Origin of the sequence: Campylobacter sp. VBCF_06 NA8, from assembly GCF_027737825.1 — a bacterium.
Lineage (GTDB): Bacteria > Campylobacterota > Campylobacteria > Campylobacterales > Campylobacteraceae > Campylobacter_B.
The window spans coordinates 16464-35319 of the sequence record NZ_JAOVUB010000005.1; the positions used below are offsets into that span (position 1 = coordinate 16464).

An 18856-nucleotide genomic window follows, 5' to 3' on the forward strand; every position below is an offset into this window, starting at 1 on the left:
AAAGAAAATTCAAAACGGCAATTTTATATTTGCAATCAATGTATAAATCAAAAAGAAAAAATTATTAAATATTTATCAAAATTTAGAAAATATGAAAATTTTGAGATTATTAAGGAGAGGGTTTTAAATGGCTGAGGGAGTTAAAATCAGTGACATCGCGGCTGAGCTTGGATATGCAAGCAAAGACATCATCGAAAAAGCGCAAGAAATGGGCTATACTAAGGTCAAAACCGCGTCAAACAAGGTAAGCAACGAAGAAGCAGCGGCTATATATGAGTATATTCAAACAGGAATTTTGCCAGAGTCTTTAAAGCCAAAATCCAGTGCTAAAAAAGCTCCTGCGAAGCCAAAAAAGCAGAGCGAAACCAAAAAAGATGAGCCTAAAAAAACTCAGAGCAAAAAAACAGAGCCAAAGGCTGAAAATTCTCAAAGCAAAGAGCCAAAGTCTGAGCCAAAACCTGAGCCAAAAGAGGAAAAGCCGCACTCTCAACCAAAAAGCGAAACGAAAATCGAAGCAAAAGCCGAAGTTAAAACCGAGCCAAAATCCAAGCCCGAAGCGCAAACCCCTCAAATAAATAGTGGCGAGAGCCTAGCTAGCGAGAGTTTGCAAAAGCGCCGTGGTTTGGTGATAGTCAAAAAGAAAAAAGACACCGAAGCACCAAAGATAGAAAAACCAAGCGAAAGCCGCGAAAAGGTAAGCGCTAGCTTGGAGGCGATTTTCTCAAACGCTGAGTTAAATTTGAAAAAGAAAAAAGCCGAAAAGAAAAAAATCGCCGTTTCTAAAAAAGAAGATACCCAAAAAATCGATTTGGTTAGCGACCACGAACTAGCCGACATTGTCATCGATGATGATGAAGATATGGTAGTTTTGCCTGATCTTACAGTTAAGCCTATTCAAGTCGAAAACAAAACAAAAACCAAAAATCAACCAAATATCTACAAAGGTTCTCAAACGCAGTTTTACGGGAACGATACGGGCATTAGCCGTGGAAGTCGCAAAAAACATAAAAAAGTCGTCAAAAAAGACGACGAACAAAGTGTAACTTCTGTAAATATCCCAAAAGAAATTCGCGTTTATGAATTTGCCGAAAAAATCAGAAAACAACCTAGCGAAATCATCTCAAAACTATTTTTGCTTGGCATGATGACGACTAAAAATGACTTTTTGGACGAAGATGCAATTGAAATTTTGGCAGAAGAATTTGGCATTGAGGTAAATATCGTAAATGAAGCCGAAGAATTCGACTATGTCAAGGCTTACGAAGATGAAGTAGTTGAAGAAAATTTAACCACAAGAGCGCCTGTGATTACCATTATGGGGCATGTCGATCATGGAAAAACTAGTTTGCTTGATTTCATTAGAAATTCGCGCGTCGTAAGTGGCGAAGCAGGTGGTATCACTCAACATGTGGGTGCGTATATGGTCGAGAAAAACGGACGAAATATCACATTTATCGATACCCCGGGACACGAAGCATTTACATCTATGCGCGCGCGCGGTGCCGAAGTTACCGACATTGTTATTATCGTGGTTGCGGCAGATGACGGCGTAAAACCGCAAACAAAAGAAGCCGTAAATCATGCGAAAGCTGCCGGTGTGCCGATAATCATCGCTATCAATAAAATGGATAAAGAAAACGCAAATCCTGATTTGGTAAAAACAGGTCTATCTGAGCTTGATATAATGCCTACCGAGTGGGGCGGAAGCTATGAATTTGTGCCGATTTCAGCAAAGACTGGCATGGGAATTGAAGATTTACTTGAAATCGTCTTGCTTCAAGCCGATTTGCTTGAATTAAAAGCTGACAAAACTCGCCAAGCAAAAGCAACCATTATAGAAAGTTCGCTTCAAAAGGGTCGTGGTCCTGTCGCTACCGTCATTGTCCAAAATGGCACACTAAAAGTCGGCGACACAGTTGTAGCCGGTGTGGCGTATGGAAAGGTTAGGGCTCTAAATGATGATAAAGGCAAAAAGCTAAGCTCGATTGCTCCTGGTGAGTGTGGTGTCATCATCGGTCTTAGCGAAGTTCCGGAAGCCGGAGAAACGCTAATTGGCGTTGGAAGCGATAAAGAAGCAAGAGAGTATGCGAGCCGAATTTACGAGCACCAACGCCAAAAAGAGCTATCAAAATCGACAAAGGTTACAATCGACGAGCTAAGTGCAAAAATCGCAGAAGGCGAGTTAAAATCGCTTCCTGTTATCGTAAAAGCCGATGTGGTGGGCTCTCTTGAAGCCATTAAGGCAAGTTTAGAAAAACTTCGCAACGACGAAGTTAAGGTAAATATTATACACTCAGGCGTTGGCGGTATCACGCAAAACGATGTGGGTTTGGCAAGTGCGAGTGAAAACTGCGTGATTTTGGGCTTTAATATCCGCCCGACAGGCGAAGTCAAAGAAAAAGCCAAAGAACGCGGTGTAGAGATAAAAACTTACAATGTCATTTATAACTTACTTGACGATGTTAAGGCGATTTTGGGCGGATTAATGAGCCCGATTATCAGAGAAGAAGACCTTGGCCAAGCTGAAATTCGCCAAGTCATCAATGTGCCAAAAATCGGACAGATTGCAGGTTGTATGGTTACAGAAGGTAGTATCCAAAGGGGAGCTAAAATTCGCGTTATCCGCGACGGCGTGGTGGTTTTTGAAGGAAATATCAGCTCGCTAAAACGCTTTAAAGATGACGCAAAAGAGGTGCAAAAAGGCTTCGAGTGCGGTGTCGGCATAGACGGCTACAATGATATGCGTGTTGGCGATTTCATTGAAAGCTACAAAGAAAAAGAAGAACAAGCCACGCTATAAAGGTGATTTATGAACGCTCACGAAGTTAGACGACTACGAACCGCAAGTGTCCTAAAAGAGCTGATTCCACAGGCTTTATCGCAGCTTGATGATGAGTTTTTGCACGGGCTTTGCGTAACCGATGTTGAGTGCAAAAGAGGACGCTATGATGCCTTTGTATATCTCGATAAAATGGGCTTAGACGAAAGGGAGCAAGAGCTAATCTTGGCAAAACTTAAAAAAGTAAGCCGTTTTATCCAAAACCACTGCATGGAAGCCGAGGGCTGGTTTCGCTCACCGGCACTTCACTTTAAATTCGACGATAGGCTCGAATACCAAAACAAAATGGACGATTTGTTTGAAAAAATTAGTAAGGATTTAAATAAAAATGGTTGATTTAAATGCCCTTGCCAGCGAGTGTGGGCTGGAATTTTACGATTGCGAAACAGCTAGCGAAAACGGCAAAACGATTTATAGAGTTTTTGTAACTAAAACTGGTGGCGTGAGCTTAGAAGACTGCGAAAGACTAAGTCGCATTTTATCTCCGATTTTCGATGTCGAACCGCCTGTTTCGGGCGAGTATTTTTTAGAAGTATCGAGTCCTGGGTTGGAGAGAAAACTAAGCAAAATGGAGCATTTTAGCAAAAGCGTGGGCGAGTTAGTTAAAATAACCACGAGCGAAAAAGATAAAATTTGCGGAAAAATTCTTAAATTCGAAGATGAAAATTTATACTTAGATACTACTGACGGCGAAATTTGCATTAAATTTAGCGATATAAAAAAGGCGAAAACTTATATTGAGTGGTAGAATTTGTAAATTTTATATAATATAAACGAATTTTTCGTTTATATTATGCTATAATAACTTTCAAATTTTTTATTTTCAAGGCTTTAATAATGTTAAAAAGTTTCAAAGTTAGCGGTTTTACTTCTATTATCGACCCTATATCAATAAATTTTATGGCACCTGAAAATAGACGCATAAAAAACACAAAATACGAAGATAATTTTTTTGAAAATAGAATTGCAAAAAGTGTAGTATTATTTGGTGGCAATGCAACAGGTAAGACAAATATTCTTAAAGCAGTAAATAGAATTTGTAATATTATGAAATTTGGATTAAATTCAATCAAAAATAAAAGCGAATTAACCGAAAAATATGAATTAGAATTTGTGATAAATAAAGCTACATATTCTTATATTTTGGAATTTTCTTCTGAAAAATTAATATATGAAAAATTATGCAAAGATAACAAACAAATTTATGAATTCAAAAATGATAAATTAAAATTTGAAAGTAAAAAAGACTTTGAAACGATTTTTTCGGTTGTCTCAAAAGATACGATTTTATACAAGCTTCGGGATAACCAAATAGAAGATATAGATAATTTGATTAAAGAAGTTTTGTTTGTGGCTTTTTCTGAAATGATAAATACTTTTGAAATTATTTCAAAAGTCCAACGAATAACTTTTGAAAAAAATAAAAAAGAATATATTGAAAAACATAAAGATGAAGTTTTAGAGATAGTTAAAATTTTGGATAACAGCATAGACGATTATGATTTTGTTTCGTTAGATGAGAATAATTATGTTCTTAGAATTATAAGGAATTCACGATTTTTTATTTTAGATATGGAAAGCAGCGGAATTAAAAAAATATTTAGTATAATCAATGTATTTTTAGCAAATTTAGAATTAGATTTTAATTCCATTATGCTTATCGACGAACTCGATAGCTCTATAAGCACGACTTCGCTGATTAGGCTACTAAACGGCTTTATAAATTCGAGTATAAACACCAAAGCTCAGTTTATCGTAACTTCACATAATCCTTTGATTTTTGATACAGATATGCTAAGTCCGACACAAATTTACATTGTCGGCAAACAAGATTGCAAAACAACGATAAAATGCCTAGATGAATTTGAGCTGCGAAATGATAAAAGAAAAGCATATTTAAACTATTTACGGGGCGATTATGAGTAAAATACGCCCGAAAATTACCATACGCGTTATTGTCGAGGGTTTTAGTGAAGAAAACTATATAAACGGCTTAAAAAGCGATTTGCTTGGCGATGAATTTTGCTTTAAGATAGAAAATGTCAAAGGCGGCGGATATAAAGAAATTTATAAAAAATTAGCTCAATTCAGAGGAACCCAAATCCCTGTTTTGATAGTGACTGATTTAGATAGAGCTTCGCAGGATACGACCGAGTTATCGAATTTGGCGAATTTGATACATAAAATGCAACAATTTGGCAAATTTAACAATATTTTTCTTACATTTGAAAAATTTGAGACATTTTTATCGGCAAATTTTAACCCTTTTGCTAAGGATTTTCCAAAAAATTTAAACTGCGATTTGAAAGATTTGAAAAACAAAGTAGATTTATATGAATTTTTAAAGCGAAATGGCGGGAAATTTGAAAATGCAAAAAGATATTTTGATATACGAAGCGAAAATTTGTGTTTTTGTAAAATTTCCGATAAAAAGGCCAAATTTGATGAAGAAAAAGTCGCTTTAATACAAAGTTCATTTGTAAATTTTGCCGAGTATTGTGAATATATCAAAGTACAAAGGGAGAAAAAATGAATTTTACGCAAGAACAAAGAGAAGTTATAAAGTCTGCTATAAGCGAATTTTTAAATAGAATAAATAGTTCTTTAAACAATAATAAAAGCACAAAAGGGTTTGATGTAAAAGATTTACAGGATAAAATTTCAAAGTGTTTAAAAGGCTATTTAAATAAAGAGTATTCGACAATATTGTCTGTCGGACAAAATATATTGGCTTATAACCCAGCAATAGCTATTTGTAGAAAAGATATTTTAAAAGAAGGTTTAGTTAACACCAATAAATTTACTCTTAAACACGGAATTTATGTCATTTTAAACTATGATTGGGAAAAGAAAATTTTTTATACTAGAATTGGTGCTTCGATGGATACAGATGATTATATAAAATGCAAAGTTTATAATTCATTAAATCAACGATATGAGTATGAGTCTTACAAAGATAGAAATATAAATTGGAATAAAAAAACTTTTAATAATATATCAAATAATTTTGAAGATATAATCACGGAATTAGAAAATTTAATCAATATATTTAATGAATTTAAGGTTGATGATTTTAAGCCACTGACTAATGAAAATTCGCAAATTTCAAATTCTCAAAATTCAAATAGAACTCAAAGCAAGGATAATGAAATGAAATTCCCTTTAAATCAAATTCTCTATGGACCGCCGGGAACGGGTAAGACTTATAACACCATTGTCAAAGCAATGGAAATTATTGACGATGAGGAATACAAAAATATCGACAAAGAAATGTATGATACCTTAAAAAAACGATTTGATGATTTGAAACAAAACGGGCAAATCGAGTTTATAACCTTTCATCAAAGTTACGGCTATGAGGAGTTCGTCGAGGGTATAAAGCCTGTATTTGATGATAATAGCGAATTAAAATACGAGATAAAAGACGGAATTTTTAAAGAAATTTGCGAAAAAGCAAATTCTATTCAAAATTTAGATAAAGAAAAAACCTTATGGAGACTTTATACACTCCCTAGCGGCAAAAAAGAAAATGATTATTTTGACGAGTGTATAGAAAATAAGTATGTTTATACTTTCAAGGATTATGGCTATGATGAACTTAAAAATTTGGCTCAAAATGGACATTATATAATTATCCCAACTGCTACTGATGATAGAAGTAAAAGAATACGAGCATTTGGCATTATAGAAAATATTATAAAAGAAGAAAAGGAAAAAATTTATAGAAAAATTAAGTGGCTTTGGTATGCAAAAGATGCGAATAATTACATAAAATTTGATAAAATTAATTTTAATAGACCTACATTTCAAAGAGTAAAAACAAATAAAGATTTAATTATCGAAGCTGTAAAACAAAGAATTAAACAAGAACCACAAAATATAAAACAAGAGCCATATATTTTAATCATAGATGAAATCAATCGTGGGAATATTTCAAAGATTTTTGGCGAGTTGATTACGCTGATAGAAGAAAGCAAACGCATAAAAAATCCCGAAGAATTAAGGGTTGCGTTGCCGTATAGTGGCAAAAAATTTGATAACGGCAAAGGTTTTGGAGTGCCAAAAAATCTTTATATAATCGGCACTATGAATACAGCCAACCGCTCTATCGCCTTGCTTGATACTGCGCTTAGAAGACGATTTGAATTTGTGGAGATGATGCCAAAAGCTGAAATTTTGAAAGAAATTGACGGCGTAAATTTAAAAGAGCTTTTAAACGCAATAAATGAAAGAATAGAATTTTTGCTCGATAGAGAGCATACAATCGGTCATGCTGATTTTATGAGCGTTAAAAATTTAGATGATTTAAAGCAGGTTTTCAAAAATAAAATTATCCCGCTTTTGCAAGAATATTTTTATGATGATTATGAAAAAATTCGAGCAGTATTAAATGACAACGGTATGATTACACAAAAGCTGCAAAAGCCTAAATTTAGCTCAAACTTTGATTTTATCGATGATGATAAAAAGATTTATGAAATTTGTGAATTTGAAAATTTAAGCGACAAAGATTTTGTAAAAATTTATGAATAGTTTGCAAATTGCCGAGTGGGGCAGGATTGACAAAGATAAAATCGGGCAAAAAGTTTTTGATGAACTTATGGATTTCGCTCATGGAGAGGGAAACGATAAATTTATCGGATTTGTAAATTCTCACACGCTAAAAGCTAAAAATTTCGTCGGCATAATCCAAACAAAAAGTGGTTTTGTGGTGGAAATTTTGCCAAAGATTTTTGAAAAAGATGATGAATTTGACGGCAAAAAATCCCAAGATTTGCTTATAAAAATGTTAAAAACGCTCAAAAAATCGCCTTTCAAGCAAACCCAAATGGCAAATTTAAAAGCCAAAAATCTACCGCTTTTAGAAATTTTTGCAATTATGTTCTTAGATGAACTTGATATAATCATAAAAAGTGGTATCAAAAACAACTATGTCGAAATTAGCCAAAACAGGCACTTTTTAAAAGGAAAATTACTTTTTAACGAGCATTTAAAGGCAAATTTAATCCACAAAGAGAGATTTTATACAAACGCCGATGAATTTATAGCAAATATACCTGAAAATCGCATTATCGTAAGTGCGTTAAATTTGCTTTTTGGGCTTGATTTTGGCATGAAAACAAAATCAAGAATTATAAGGGCGAAATTTATTTTTTCTGATATTTTGGAGAGTAAAAATTTGAGTGCGGATTTCGCAAAATGCCAAAGCTCACGCCATTTTAGCAGATATGAAACCGCCCTTGCGTGGTGCAAAATTTTCCTAAAAAACGAAAGTTTTACGCAGTATAGCGGAAGCGATAGAGCTTTTGCCCTGCTTTTTGATATGAATTTACTTTTTGAAAGCTTTGTGGGGCATTGTTTTAAAAAATTTAGCACTGATGAGTGGCGGATACGATTGCAAAGTTGCCAAAAATATCTTTTAAAAGATGAAAACGAAAAAAATCTATTTCAAATGCGACCAGATATTGTGGCTGAAAAAGACAAAACCGAAAAAGATAAAAATATCATCATAGATACAAAATGGAAAATCATAAATGACTTTAAAAACGATATTTCACAAGGCGATTTATATCAAATATTTGCCTATGCAAAAAAATTTAATAGTGAAAGAAATTTTTTGATTTATCCGAAAATAGGAAAAAAAGAAAATTCAAACTACACCTATAAGGCTGATGATTGCAAATATAAATTGCAAATTTTATTTTTTAAATTTTTTGATAAAAATGGTAAATTTTTAGATGAAAATTCTATGAAAGAACAAATCGAAAAGATTTTGGCGGTGAAAAATGACTGATAAATTTTATATGAATTTAGCATTGCAGGAAGCGTGGCGGTATCAAATTTTAACCTTTCCAAATCCTGCTGTGGGCTGCGTGGTCGCTGATACGCACGGCAAAATTTTAAGTATAAATTCTCATAAAAAAGCTGGACTCTTACACGCCGAAGCAAATGCGATTTTTGTGGCACTTTGCGAGATAAGCGATGAATTTTTAAATAAATTTTTGCAAATTTATGAAAGCGAATTTGGCGTGAATTTGAGTGAAATTTGCAAAAATCCGCAAAATTTAATCTACGGCGATTTTTTTGAAAATTCAGACGCTGTATCCGCAAAATCGCACTTTGCAAATCAAATTTTAGAGTTCAAAAATCTAAACGCAAATTTCGTTTATGAATTTATCACGCAAAATCATGGCAATTTACTTAAAAATGCAACCGCTTTTGTTACGCTTGAACCCTGCGCCCATATCGGCAAAACGCCATCGTGCGCGAATTTGCTTAAAAATTTGGGCTTTAAAAAAGTCGTAATCGGCGTGGCGGATTTAAGCGAAAAAGCTAGTGGCGGCGGCGAAATCTTAGCGCAAAGTGGCGTAGAAGTGGAATTTGGCGTTTTGAAAAACGAGTGTGGCGCGCTTTTAAAGCCGTTTTTGCAGTGGCAAAATGGCGGAAATTTTAGCTTTTTTAAACTCGCATTTTCTGCAAACGGCGTGATTACGGGCGAAATTTCAAATTTAAAATCTCGCACATTTTCGCACTATTTAAGAAGCGTTTGCGACGCTTTGCTTATAGGCGGAAACACTGTGCGCACAGATCGCCCGAAGCTCGATACTAGGCTGATTGCGAACGGAAAAAATCCAGATATTTTTATCTATTCTAGGCAAAGCGAATTTGACAAAACTATCCCGCTTTTTGGCGTTGCGGGTCGCTCCGCTCAAATCACAAATGATTTGCAAAGTGCCTTAAATTCGGGCTTAGTGATGATTGAAGGCGGGCAAAATTTACTAAATGAAATCGCTAAAAGCGTAAATTTATTTCTGTTTTTCCGCTCAAATTCGCTCAAAAACGGGCAAAATTTCAGAAGCGATTTGAAATTCAGGCCACTTTTCACAAGCAAATTTGATAATGATGAATATGGCTGGTATGAGTTAGAAATCCGTATAATAAATGAAATTTAGGCTTCAAATTTAGCCTAAATTTTAAATTTAAAGCTTACTTATAGTTTTTTCATAATCATCATCAATCAAAACGATTTTCTCGCCGTTGTTTAAAAAGCCCTTTATAAAATTTTGATTATCCGCTTTTAAATTTTCTTTTGTGCAGGTTGTATCATCAAGCCTATTTTCTATATCACAGCTATGTTTTTTGATTTTATCAAAATTTTCATCGATAAATTTATCGCTCATCGCTAGGGCTATAAAACGAATTTGGCACAAATATTTTTCACTAAAATCGCTCCGCCAAGAAAACGGCACATAACAACCTTCGATGATTAAATTTTGCCCGTTTTCAATCGCAGTTTTGATTATTTCACGCACGATTTGCCACAGATATGGCGTTAGTGCTTCATCGTCATTTGGGGTAAGATTTGTATTTTTTGAGCGAATTAGCCCCATTTTTAGGTGGTCGATTGAAAAATACGGAAATTTATACTTTTCTAACAATCTTTGTGCCAAAAGCGTTTTTCCCGTATGCGAAGCGCCCGTTATGAGTATAACCATTTTTTGCCTTAAACAAGAGCGATTTTTTTGGTTTCAAATTCGCCCGAGAAAAAATTTAAGTAATAAAGCGTATCTTTTTTAACTTCCAAATTTGCTAAATAACGAAGTGCTAAATTTGCCGCAAAACTCGCTGCAAACATCACAATTGGCGCAGCAATTCCAGCTGGCGTGGCGCCCAAATTTGGGAAAAATTTGAAATTCGCCTCGCTTACGAAGCAGACCTGCACCTGAAAGCTATCGACCGAGCTAAACACCCATGGCGTGGCAGTTTGCTTGGCAAACTCATCGATTTGCGCGCGAGTGGCGAGATTGTCAGTCGCATCTAAAATCAGGTCAAATTTATCCGCGCAATTCGCAAAAAATTCATCAGCTTTCATTTTGTGCGTATTCACACGCACTCCATCGTATCGAGCCTGGACGCGCTCTTTGAAAATATCAGCCTTGTATCGTCCCTCATCGCTTAGCGAAAATAAAATTTGCCTGTGGATATTATGAAGCGACACTGTGTCGAAATCGACAATGTCAATCCGCCCGATCCCGCTGGCTCCTAGTGCATACGCAAATGAGCTTCCAAGCCCGCCAGAGCCGATGATTAGGACGGATTTTTGCGCTAGGGAGTTTTGGGTATCCTCGCCCCAAAGCTGGATTTGTCTGTGGAAAAATTTCACGCAAAGCCTTTGTTTTCTAAATTTGCCTTAAAGCCCCAAAATTCCGTAGCTTCGCGCACGATTGCTGGGTCTATTTCGCACATTAGCGCGCCCTCTTCGTCACGCAATTCGTTGATAATCTCGCCGTAAGGATTCGCTAGGAAACTGCCGCCATAAAATTTAAAGTCCATATCGCCGAATTTCGCCTCGCCTATGCGGTTTGTGCGCACGATATACGCCGAGTGCGTGAAGGCTCGCATTTTAAGCAGTTCTGCCCAGCGCAAATTTGACTCAAATGTCGAAGCTGTGGGGATTAGCGCGCAATCTACGCTTTCGTGGTCGAAGCGCTGCCACACCATATCAAAATGCGCTTCAAACCCAAAACAAACGCCAAATTTCACACCCTCGACCTCAAAAATCAGTGGCTCAAATTTGCCGCTTTCGTGAATTTTGGCGTTTAGGAAAAACTCATCTTCGTTCCAGTGCGAGTAGTTTATCAGCATAGTTTGATCGTAAAATTTCACGCCAGAGGGGCTAAAATGCGCGCAGGATTTGATCCATGCGATTTCGCCAGCCTCGCTATTGCTTTGGCGGATTATGGGCGCGATGATGTGTAAATCGTATTTTTTAGCCAAATTTTGCATTAGCTCCATTTTGTGTTCGCTTTGTTTTTGCGTGATTGAGCTTGGCATGTGTTTTAGCTCGGTAAAAAACGAATTGAGCGTGTATTCGCCCAAAACCACGATTTTTGCGCCATTGTCGTGGGCTATTTTCATATAATAATCAATGCGATTTTCGCTCATCGAAAGCGTGGCGAGTTGCAGAGCGCAGATTTTAATCATTTTGCGCACCTTCGTTTATTTGCGTGATTTCAAGCTTGGCGTTTTCTAAAATTTCCTTCGCCTCTTTTAGCAGGCAAATTCCGCTTTTATACAGCTCTACGGAGCGATCTAGCGTGATGTCTTTGTCGTTTAAGCTCTCTAATAGCTCGCCTATTTTTTTCATTTTTTCTTCGAAATTATCTTGCATCTAAAACCCTTTTAATGATATAGTCAAATTTTTCCACCTCGACCAAAAATGCGTCGTGTCCGTAATCGCTGTCGATTTGCGTGTAAAACACGCGCTCTTTTGCGCCAAGATCAATCATACATTTATACATTTCCTCCATTAAATTTGGCGGAAACAAAATATCGCCAGAAAACGAAATCAAAAATAGTTTCGCGCGGATTTGCGCCATAGCGTTTTTTAGCGAACCATAATGCCTAGTGCAATCGAAAAGATTCATCATTTTTGCGATATAAAGGTAGCATAGCGGATCGAAGCGATGAGAGAAATTTACCCCATTGTAGTCTAGGTAGCGATCTACTTGAAATCTGCCGTCAAGCTCGTAAAGTCCGTCGGTTTCTACATAATTTCGCCCAAATTTTTCGTTCATCGAAGCAGGGCTTAAAAAGCTAATATGCCCAGCCATGCGACCTACTGCCATGCCATTTAGGCCTGATTTGGCGATTTCATCTTTGTCGTAATACCCACCTTTGAAATTTGGATCGCTCTTAATCGCGCTGATTGCGATTTTATTAAATGCTATCGCCCAAGGTTGCGTCGCATAAGTGGTAGCTAGTGCGAAAATATTTTCGGCGAAATTTGGGTATTCGATTGCGTAGCACAGAGCCTGCATACCGCCTAAACTCCCGCCGATTACGGCTTTTACCCGCGAAATCCCAAGCTCGCTTAGCAATCTAACCTGCGCCTTTACGACATCTGAGATTACAAGCACGGGAAAGCGTGTGCGATACTCCTTGCCGGTGCTATCATCGATATCTAGCGGGCAGGTCGAGCCAAAGGGCGATGAGAGGATATTTATGCAGATGACGAAAAATTTGCTCGTATCCACTGCCTTGCCATCGCCGATTAGGCTGTCCCACCAGCCAGCCTTGCTCTCGCCCTCATATCTGCCAGCAGCGTGTGTGCTACCGGTTAGAGCGTGTGTGATGACAATGACATTTGATTTATCAGAATTTAGCTCGCCGTAAGTTTCGTAAGCTAGGTGAAATTTAGAAAAAACACGACCGCTCTCTAAATAGAGCGGTTCGTCAAAATAGTGGGTTTTGGTTTGGATTTTCACTGATTAACTCGGTAGTTTGGCGCTTCTTGCGTGATGATGACATCATGGACATGGCTCTCTTTAAGTCCTGCGCTTGTGATTTCGACAAATTCGGCTTTTTCTTGCAAGGTAGGGATATCCTTGCTTCCGCAATATCCCATAGCACTACGCAAACCACCGACTAATTGGAAGATTACATCTTTAAGAAGTCCAGCATAAGGCACACGACCCTCGATTCCTTCTGGGACTAGTTTTTCTTTGGCAGTGCCCTCTTGGAAGTAGCGATCTGAGCTTCCTTTTTGCATTGCGCCGATTGAGCCCATGCCACGGTATGTCTTATACTGGCGACCTTGAAAGGTGATTAACTCGCCAGGGGTCTCATAACAACCTGCCAAAATGCTTCCCATCATAACTGAGCTAGCTCCCGCTGCTAGGGCTTTTGCGATATCGCCTGAGTATTTGATACCGCCGTCTGCGATGATTGGAACGCCAAATTTAGCCGCTTCGTTTGCGCAATCTACAATTGCGGTAAATTGTGGCACGCCCACACCTGCGACGATTCTAGTGGTGCAGATTGAGCCCGGTCCGATACCGACTTTTATCGCGTCTGCGCCAGCTTCGGCGATATCTTTGATAGCCTCTGGGTTCGCGACATTTCCTACTACGACATCGACATTTAGCTGTTTTTTAAGCTCTTTTAGGGTGTTTATGATACCTTTGGTATGTCCGTGAGCAGAATCCATTACAATCGCATCTACGCCTGCTTCGACAAGGGCTTTTGCGCGATCAATCTGACCTACGCCAATGGCGGCTGCTACGCGAAGTCTGCCATAAGCGTCTTTGTTTGCAAGAGGGTATTCGATGCGTTTTTTGATATCTTTAATGGTAACTAATCCCTCTAAATGGTTGTTTTCATCAACAATCGGAAGCTTTTCTACCTTGGTGCTGCGGAAAACTTTCTCAGCGTCATCTAGCGTCGAGCCCTTTTTGAGCGTGATTAGTGGCATTTTAGTCATTTTATCGCCAACGCGCGCTGAGGTATCGCTTTCAAATCTCAAATCACGGTTAGTTAAAATTCCGATTAATTTATGCTCGTCATCGACGACTGGAATTCCGCTAATGTGGTATTCAGCCATCAAATTTAGCGCATCTTGCACGCTGGCTGTGGCTTTGATAAAAATCGGATCGATGATGACGCCACTCTCGCTTTTTTTCACTCTTTTAACCATTTTGGCTTGGCTTTCGATATCCATGTTTTTGTGGATTACGCCAATCCCTCCAAGGCGAGCCATCATGATAGCTGTGCGATACTCGGTAACCGTATCCATAGCAGCACTCACAAGTGGCGTATTTAGAGTGATATTTTTGGTAAATTTTGTCTTTAAATCTACATCTTTTGGTAAAATTTCAGAGTATTGTGGCACCAATAAAACATCTTCAAATGTCAAAGCTTTTTTCAAAATTTTCATCTTAACCCCTTACGATTGTTTCTAAATTTAACCCGCCATCAAGCACCGTTTGTTCGTCATAAGCGCGTCCTATTAGCTGTGCGCTGATATTTAAATTTTGTGAATTTCTAGCTACTGGCACGGAAATCGCTGGAAGTCCTGCTAAATTTACGCCGATTGTGTAAATATCGCTAAGATAAGCTTTTAGCGGGTCGTTTAACTCGCCAAATTTATACGCCACATCAGGCGCAATCGGCATAAAAATCAAATCAGCCTCTTTTAAAATTTCCTCATATTCAGCCTTGATAAAGGCTCTGGCTTTTTGCGCTTTTATGTAGTAAGCGTCGTAGTAACCGCTACTTAGCACAAATGTTCCTAGAAGCATTCTGCGTTTGACCTCGTCGCCAAATCCCTCGCCACGGGTGTTTGCGTAAAGTTCGTTTAAATTTGACGCCTTTGCGCGGTTTCCGTATCGCACGCCGTCATATCTGCTTAAATTTGCGCTAGCTTCGGCTGTGGCGATGATATAGTATGTGGCGATATCGTATTTGGAATTTAGCAAATTTTTATAAATTATCTTGTGTCCGAAGCTTTTTAACTTCTCGATTGCCAAATTTAGCGCAGTTTTAATCTCATCGTTAGCCTCGTTTAGGTAGTTTTCGATGACTGCGATTGTAAGTTTGCGCTCGCTATTTAATTTATCAGCCGTGCTGATAAACTCGCCAGCGTAGCTTGTGCTATCCATTTCATCATGTCCAGCGATGATATCGTATAAAATCGCCGCGTCCTCGACATTTCCTGTGATTGGTCCGATTTGATCTAGGCTAGATGAATACGCCCCAAGGCCGTAACGGCTTACCCTGCCATAGCTTGGCTTAAATCCCACGCAACCACAAAAGGCTGCTGGCTGGCGGATAGAGCCACCTGTATCGCTACCAAGGGCTGCGATTGCTAGACCAGCTCCCACAGCAGCAGCACTTCCGCCACTGCTTCCGCCTGGGACGCGAGTGTGATCGAGCGGATTTAGAGTTTTGCCATAATACGAGCTCTCTGTCGTGCTTCCCATGGCAAATTCGTCCATATTGGTGCGACCAAATGGAGCTAAATTTGCCTCTTTTAGCTTTTTGATTACGGTTGCGTCATAAGGCGCAATGTAGCCTTGCAGGATTTTTGATCCAGCCGTTACGCTCCAACCTTTGACTTGAATATTATCTTTAATCGCGATTGGCACACCTGCGCCACTTTCGTTTAGCTCCTCGCCCGTGAGTTGTTCGACATACGCGCCAAGGTTTTTATTGGCTATGATTTGGCTTTTTAAATCTGCGCGAAGTGCCAAAATTTCGCTAGGGCTCAGTTTCAAAGCCTCTTTTAAACTTATCATTTTTTATCCTTAAATTTTATTACAAATTTTATCCCCACGCCTATGCAGACAAAGATTAGCGCGATTGTGAGAACTACTATACTAAAATGTTGAGGCGAACTAAGCATTTAGCACCTTTGCACACCTTGGGCATAGGCAGTCTTGCTCTTTTGCGCTAAATTTCCAGCACCTTGGGCATTTAAATTTATCAGATTTTACAAGGCGGAAAATTTCATCACCTATGCGAAATTCTGCCAAGGCATTGTCGCTGTTGCCATCTAGCGAGGTTACATCGCTTACCATAAACCAATCGCTCACGCCCAAAATATCGTAAGATAAAATTTCATTTGAGCTAGTTTGCAAAGCGAGTTCTAGGGTTGATTTGATGATTTTATCTTTTTTGAGTGCGTCGATGATTTCGAAAAATTTCTCTCTTGATTGCTCTAAAATTTCATCATATTCGACAAAATCGCTAAATTCAATCGGCGCATAAACCAAATCAAAAGCGTCTTCTTTGCCGTTTTTAACGATACTTGGCGCGTATTGCATTACTTCATCGATTGTGTAAGTTAGCGTAGGCGCAATCAGAGGCAGTAGCGCTCTGGTGATTAGCACTAGCGCACTTTGCGCGCTTCTGCGTCGTGGTTCGTCGATATGGTCGCAGTAAAGGCGGTCTTTGATGATATCAAGGTAAATTCCGCTTAAATCTGCGCTTAGGAAATTTAGAAGTTGGTTAAATCCTTTTGAGAAATCATACTCTCTAAAACTCTCTTCGACCGCGCCAAAAGTCCTTACTGCGCGGGTTAAAATCCATTTATCAAGGGTTGTGAAATTTGAGGTTTCAAGCTCTTCTAAGTCGCTAACATTTGCTAGCAAAAAGCGAATTGTATTGCGAATTTTGCGGTATTGCTCGCTGACTTGTTTTAGGATATTTTCGCTGATTTTCAAATCTGTGGAGTAATCACTTAGCGCAACCCATAATCTCATAATCTCTACGCCGTATTCTTTGGCGACTTTTTGTGGAAGGACGATATTGCCCACGGATTTGCTCATTTTTTGACCCTTCTCATCGACGGTGAAGCCGTGAGTTAGGACGCTTTTATACGGAGCGAACTCATTTACAGCGCAACTTAGCAAAAGCGAGCTTTGAAACCAGCCTCTGTGCTGGTCTGAGCCCTCTAAATACATATCGGCTGGAAACGCGCCTGCGTCGTATTCGCCGCTTTTTAGCACAGCGTTCCAAGTCGATCCACTATCGAACCAAACATCTAAAATATCGGTAACTTTCTCTAAATTTTCAGGGTTATAGCCAGAACCTTGTGGTAAAAGATCGCAAATTTCGCTATCCCACCACGCATCTGCGCCTTTGGCTTTGAAAATTTCGTATAAATGATCCATTATTTTTTCGTCGAAAATCGGCTCTTTTGTCGCTTTATCACGAAAAAATGCAATCGGCACACCCCAATCTCTCTGTCTTGAAATACACCAATCAGGGCGATTTTCAATCATCGCTGTGAGGCGATTTTCGCCAGTGGCTGGGTAGAATTTGATTTTTTTGATTTCGCTAAGCGCAATCTGGCGTAGTGTTTTTCCACCGCTAAATTCTTTATCCATAGCGATGAACCATTGCTTTGTAGCGCGGTAAATTACTGGTTTGTGCGTGCGCCAGCAATGTGGGTATGAGTGGGTAAATTTGCCGACTTTCACCACTGCATCACCAAGAATTTCGACGATTTTTTCATTTGCTTTGAAAATGTGCATGCCGACCATTTCATCTACGACGCCAGCCCTAAATAGCCCCTTCGCGCGCAGTGTTTCATCAAAACACCCTGCCTCATCGACTGGCATTAGCACCTCTATGCCGTATTTTAAGCCCACGAAATAATCGTCCTCGCCGTGTCCTGGGGCGGTATGAACTAAGCCTGTTCCGCCGTCCATTAAGACATGTTCGCCTAGGATAAATTTTGAGCTTCTATCATTTAGCGGGTTGATTGCGTATAAATTTTCTAGCTCTTTTGAGCTAAATTCTTTTAAAATTTCGCCATTTGTGATACCTGCGCCGATTAAATTTTCTAAAAGCGGTTTTGCAAGTATGAAATTTTCGGCTGTTAGGACATAGGTTTCGTTTGGATTTAGGCTGATTGCGCCGTTTGCTGGAAGTGTCCAAGGCGTAGTCGTCCAAATCACGGCTTTTGCGCCTTTTGCACCGATTTTGGCGTTTGCTTCATCGCTCAAATCAAAAGCCACATAAATCGAATAATCCTCTTTGTCCTTATACTCGACCTCTGCCTCAGCTAGCGCGCTTTTTGCCGCCCAGCTCCAAAACACAGGCTTACTGCGCTCGATTAAAATGCCCTTTTTAGCGATATTGCAAAGGGTTTTGTAAATTTCAGCTTCGAAGTTAAATTTCAGTGTCAAATATGGATTTTCCCAATCCCCAATTACGCCAAGGCTTTTAAATTCATCTCTTTGGATATCAATAAATTCTTTTGCGTGTGCGCGACAAAGCTCACGAATTTCGTGCTTGGTAGCTGATTTTTTCGCGTCGCCCATTTTGATTTCTACTTGTTGCTCAATCGGCAAGCCGTGGCAGTCCCAGCCCGGGACATAGCGGATATTTTCACCGAAAAAATAGTGGGTTTTTGTGATAATGTCTTTTAAAAATTTATTCAGCGCATGGCCGATATGCAGGTGTCCGTTGGCATAAGGTGGGCCGTCGTGGATATTAAAGCTGACGCCCGCGTTTTTGCGTTTGGCTTTCATTTTTTCATAAATTGCTCGCTCGTTATACCAGCTAGAAAATCGCGCTGGTTCGTTCGCTGGGAGTGAGCCTCGCATAGGGAAGTCCGTAGTAGGGAGAAAAAGTGTTTCTTTGTAATCCATAAAAAACCTTTAATTGTGTTTTAAAAAATTTGGTAAGTGTAGCAAAAAGGCTTTTAAAAAGGACTGAAAATGCAAGAAT

General features: G+C 38.7%; 16 protein-coding genes. 8 read left to right on the forward strand and 8 right to left on the reverse strand.

Annotated features, from left to right (window positions below; genetic code table 11):
- The first annotated feature begins 127 nt into the window (after positions 1–127).
- The 8 genes from infB (at position 128) to ribD (ending at position 9792) form a co-directional block, all read left to right on the forward strand.
- Positions 128–2800: a translation initiation factor IF-2 gene (gene infB / locus OFO10_RS06875; RefSeq protein ID WP_270866614.1), complete on the forward strand. Its 2673-nt coding sequence runs from the start codon at positions 128–130 to the stop codon at positions 2798–2800.
- A 9-nt stretch (positions 2801–2809) separates the two neighbouring features.
- Complete coding sequence (gene rbfA, locus OFO10_RS06880) at positions 2810–3175, forward strand: 30S ribosome-binding factor RbfA (RefSeq protein WP_270859239.1); 366 nt, start codon at positions 2810–2812, stop codon at positions 3173–3175.
- Entirely contained in the window at positions 3168–3587 is a 420-nt protein-coding gene (rimP, locus tag OFO10_RS06885; protein ID WP_270866615.1) for a ribosome maturation factor RimP, read from the forward strand. The genes rbfA and rimP overlap by 8 nt, the downstream gene beginning before the upstream one ends.
- A gap of 89 nt (positions 3588–3676) precedes the next feature.
- Complete coding sequence (locus tag OFO10_RS06890; protein WP_270866616.1) at positions 3677–4765, forward strand: AAA family ATPase; 1089 nt, start codon at positions 3677–3679, stop codon at positions 4763–4765.
- A complete protein-coding gene (locus tag OFO10_RS06895; RefSeq protein ID WP_270866617.1) occupies positions 4758–5372 on the forward strand; it encodes a hypothetical protein in 615 nt (204 codons plus the stop codon). Before OFO10_RS06890 ends, OFO10_RS06895 begins: the two co-directional genes overlap by 8 nt.
- Positions 5369–7372, forward strand: coding sequence for an McrB family protein (locus tag OFO10_RS06900; RefSeq protein WP_270866618.1), 2004 nt, complete (start codon positions 5369–5371; stop codon positions 7370–7372). The genes OFO10_RS06895 and OFO10_RS06900 overlap by 4 nt, the downstream gene beginning before the upstream one ends.
- Positions 7365–8633 (forward strand): McrC family protein, encoded by a 1269-nt coding sequence (locus OFO10_RS06905; RefSeq protein WP_270866619.1) that lies wholly within the window; start codon positions 7365–7367, stop codon positions 8631–8633. The genes OFO10_RS06900 and OFO10_RS06905 overlap by 8 nt, the downstream gene beginning before the upstream one ends.
- Positions 8626–9792, forward strand: a complete 1167-nt coding sequence (gene ribD / locus OFO10_RS06910) for a bifunctional diaminohydroxyphosphoribosylaminopyrimidine deaminase/5-amino-6-(5-phosphoribosylamino)uracil reductase RibD (RefSeq protein ID WP_270866620.1) — start codon at positions 8626–8628, stop codon at positions 9790–9792. Before OFO10_RS06905 ends, ribD begins: the two co-directional genes overlap by 8 nt.
- Before the next feature lie 27 nt (positions 9793–9819).
- Here the strand turns inward: ribD and OFO10_RS06915 are convergent, their stop codons facing one another.
- From OFO10_RS06915 to ileS, 8 genes are all read right to left on the reverse strand, one after another.
- A complete protein-coding gene (locus tag OFO10_RS06915; protein WP_270866621.1) occupies positions 9820–10335 on the reverse strand; it encodes a phosphotransferase-like protein in 516 nt (171 codons plus the stop codon).
- An 8-nt stretch (positions 10336–10343) separates the two neighbouring features.
- Positions 10344–11003, reverse strand: coding sequence for a HesA/MoeB/ThiF family protein (locus tag OFO10_RS06920; protein ID WP_270866622.1), 660 nt, complete (start codon positions 11001–11003; stop codon positions 10344–10346).
- Positions 11000–11824 carry a carbon-nitrogen hydrolase family protein gene (locus tag OFO10_RS06925; RefSeq protein ID WP_270866623.1) on the reverse strand — a complete coding sequence of 275 codons (825 nt, stop codon included), beginning with the start codon at positions 11822–11824 and terminating at the stop codon, positions 11000–11002. Before OFO10_RS06925 ends, OFO10_RS06920 begins: the two co-directional genes overlap by 4 nt.
- Positions 11817–12011 (reverse strand): exodeoxyribonuclease VII small subunit, encoded by a 195-nt coding sequence (gene xseB / locus OFO10_RS06930; RefSeq protein ID WP_270859252.1) that lies wholly within the window; start codon positions 12009–12011, stop codon positions 11817–11819. Before xseB ends, OFO10_RS06925 begins: the two co-directional genes overlap by 8 nt.
- Positions 12001–13107 carry a homoserine O-acetyltransferase MetX gene (gene metX, locus OFO10_RS06935; protein WP_270866624.1) on the reverse strand — a complete coding sequence of 369 codons (1107 nt, stop codon included), beginning with the start codon at positions 13105–13107 and terminating at the stop codon, positions 12001–12003. Before metX ends, xseB begins: the two co-directional genes overlap by 11 nt.
- Complete coding sequence (guaB, locus tag OFO10_RS06940; RefSeq protein WP_270866625.1) at positions 13104–14555, reverse strand: IMP dehydrogenase; 1452 nt, start codon at positions 14553–14555, stop codon at positions 13104–13106. The genes metX and guaB overlap by 4 nt, the downstream gene beginning before the upstream one ends.
- 1 nt (position 14556) lies before the next feature.
- Complete coding sequence (gatA, locus tag OFO10_RS06945; protein ID WP_270866626.1) at positions 14557–15915, reverse strand: Asp-tRNA(Asn)/Glu-tRNA(Gln) amidotransferase subunit GatA; 1359 nt, start codon at positions 15913–15915, stop codon at positions 14557–14559.
- Positions 15916–16014: 99 nt separating this feature from the next.
- On the reverse strand, positions 16015–18777 hold the full coding sequence (ileS, locus tag OFO10_RS06950) for an isoleucine--tRNA ligase (protein ID WP_270866627.1): 2763 nt from the start codon (positions 18775–18777) through the stop codon (positions 16015–16017).
- Between the last annotated feature and the right edge of the window lie 79 nt (positions 18778–18856).

Bases quoted from the DNA above. Each gene is read 5' to 3' on its own strand.
- OFO10_RS06890 (WP_270866616.1), top strand. From the start codon at position 3,677: ATGTTAAAAAGTTTCAAAGTTAGCGGTTTTACTTCTATTATCGACCCT.
- xseB (WP_270859252.1), bottom strand. From the start codon at position 12,011: ATGCAAGATAATTTCGAAGAAAAAATGAAAAAAATAGGCGAGCTATTA.
- gatA (WP_270866626.1), bottom strand. From the start codon at position 15,915: ATGATAAGTTTAAAAGAGGCTTTGAAACTGAGCCCTAGCGAAATTTTG.
- ribD (WP_270866620.1), top strand. From the start codon at position 8,626: ATGACTGATAAATTTTATATGAATTTAGCATTGCAGGAAGCGTGGCGG.
- infB (WP_270866614.1), top strand. From the start codon at position 128: ATGGCTGAGGGAGTTAAAATCAGTGACATCGCGGCTGAGCTTGGATAT.
- rbfA (WP_270859239.1), top strand. From the start codon at position 2,810: ATGAACGCTCACGAAGTTAGACGACTACGAACCGCAAGTGTCCTAAAA.
- ileS (WP_270866627.1), bottom strand. From the start codon at position 18,777: ATGGATTACAAAGAAACACTTTTTCTCCCTACTACGGACTTCCCTATG.
- OFO10_RS06905 (WP_270866619.1), top strand. From the start codon at position 7,365: ATGAATAGTTTGCAAATTGCCGAGTGGGGCAGGATTGACAAAGATAAA.
- OFO10_RS06925 (WP_270866623.1), bottom strand. From the start codon at position 11,824: ATGATTAAAATCTGCGCTCTGCAACTCGCCACGCTTTCGATGAGCGAA.
- OFO10_RS06895 (WP_270866617.1), top strand. From the start codon at position 4,758: ATGAGTAAAATACGCCCGAAAATTACCATACGCGTTATTGTCGAGGGT.
- OFO10_RS06915 (WP_270866621.1), bottom strand. From the start codon at position 10,335: ATGGTTATACTCATAACGGGCGCTTCGCATACGGGAAAAACGCTTTTG.
- guaB (WP_270866625.1), bottom strand. From the start codon at position 14,555: ATGAAAATTTTGAAAAAAGCTTTGACATTTGAAGATGTTTTATTGGTG.
- rimP (WP_270866615.1), top strand. From the start codon at position 3,168: ATGGTTGATTTAAATGCCCTTGCCAGCGAGTGTGGGCTGGAATTTTAC.
- OFO10_RS06900 (WP_270866618.1), top strand. From the start codon at position 5,369: ATGAATTTTACGCAAGAACAAAGAGAAGTTATAAAGTCTGCTATAAGC.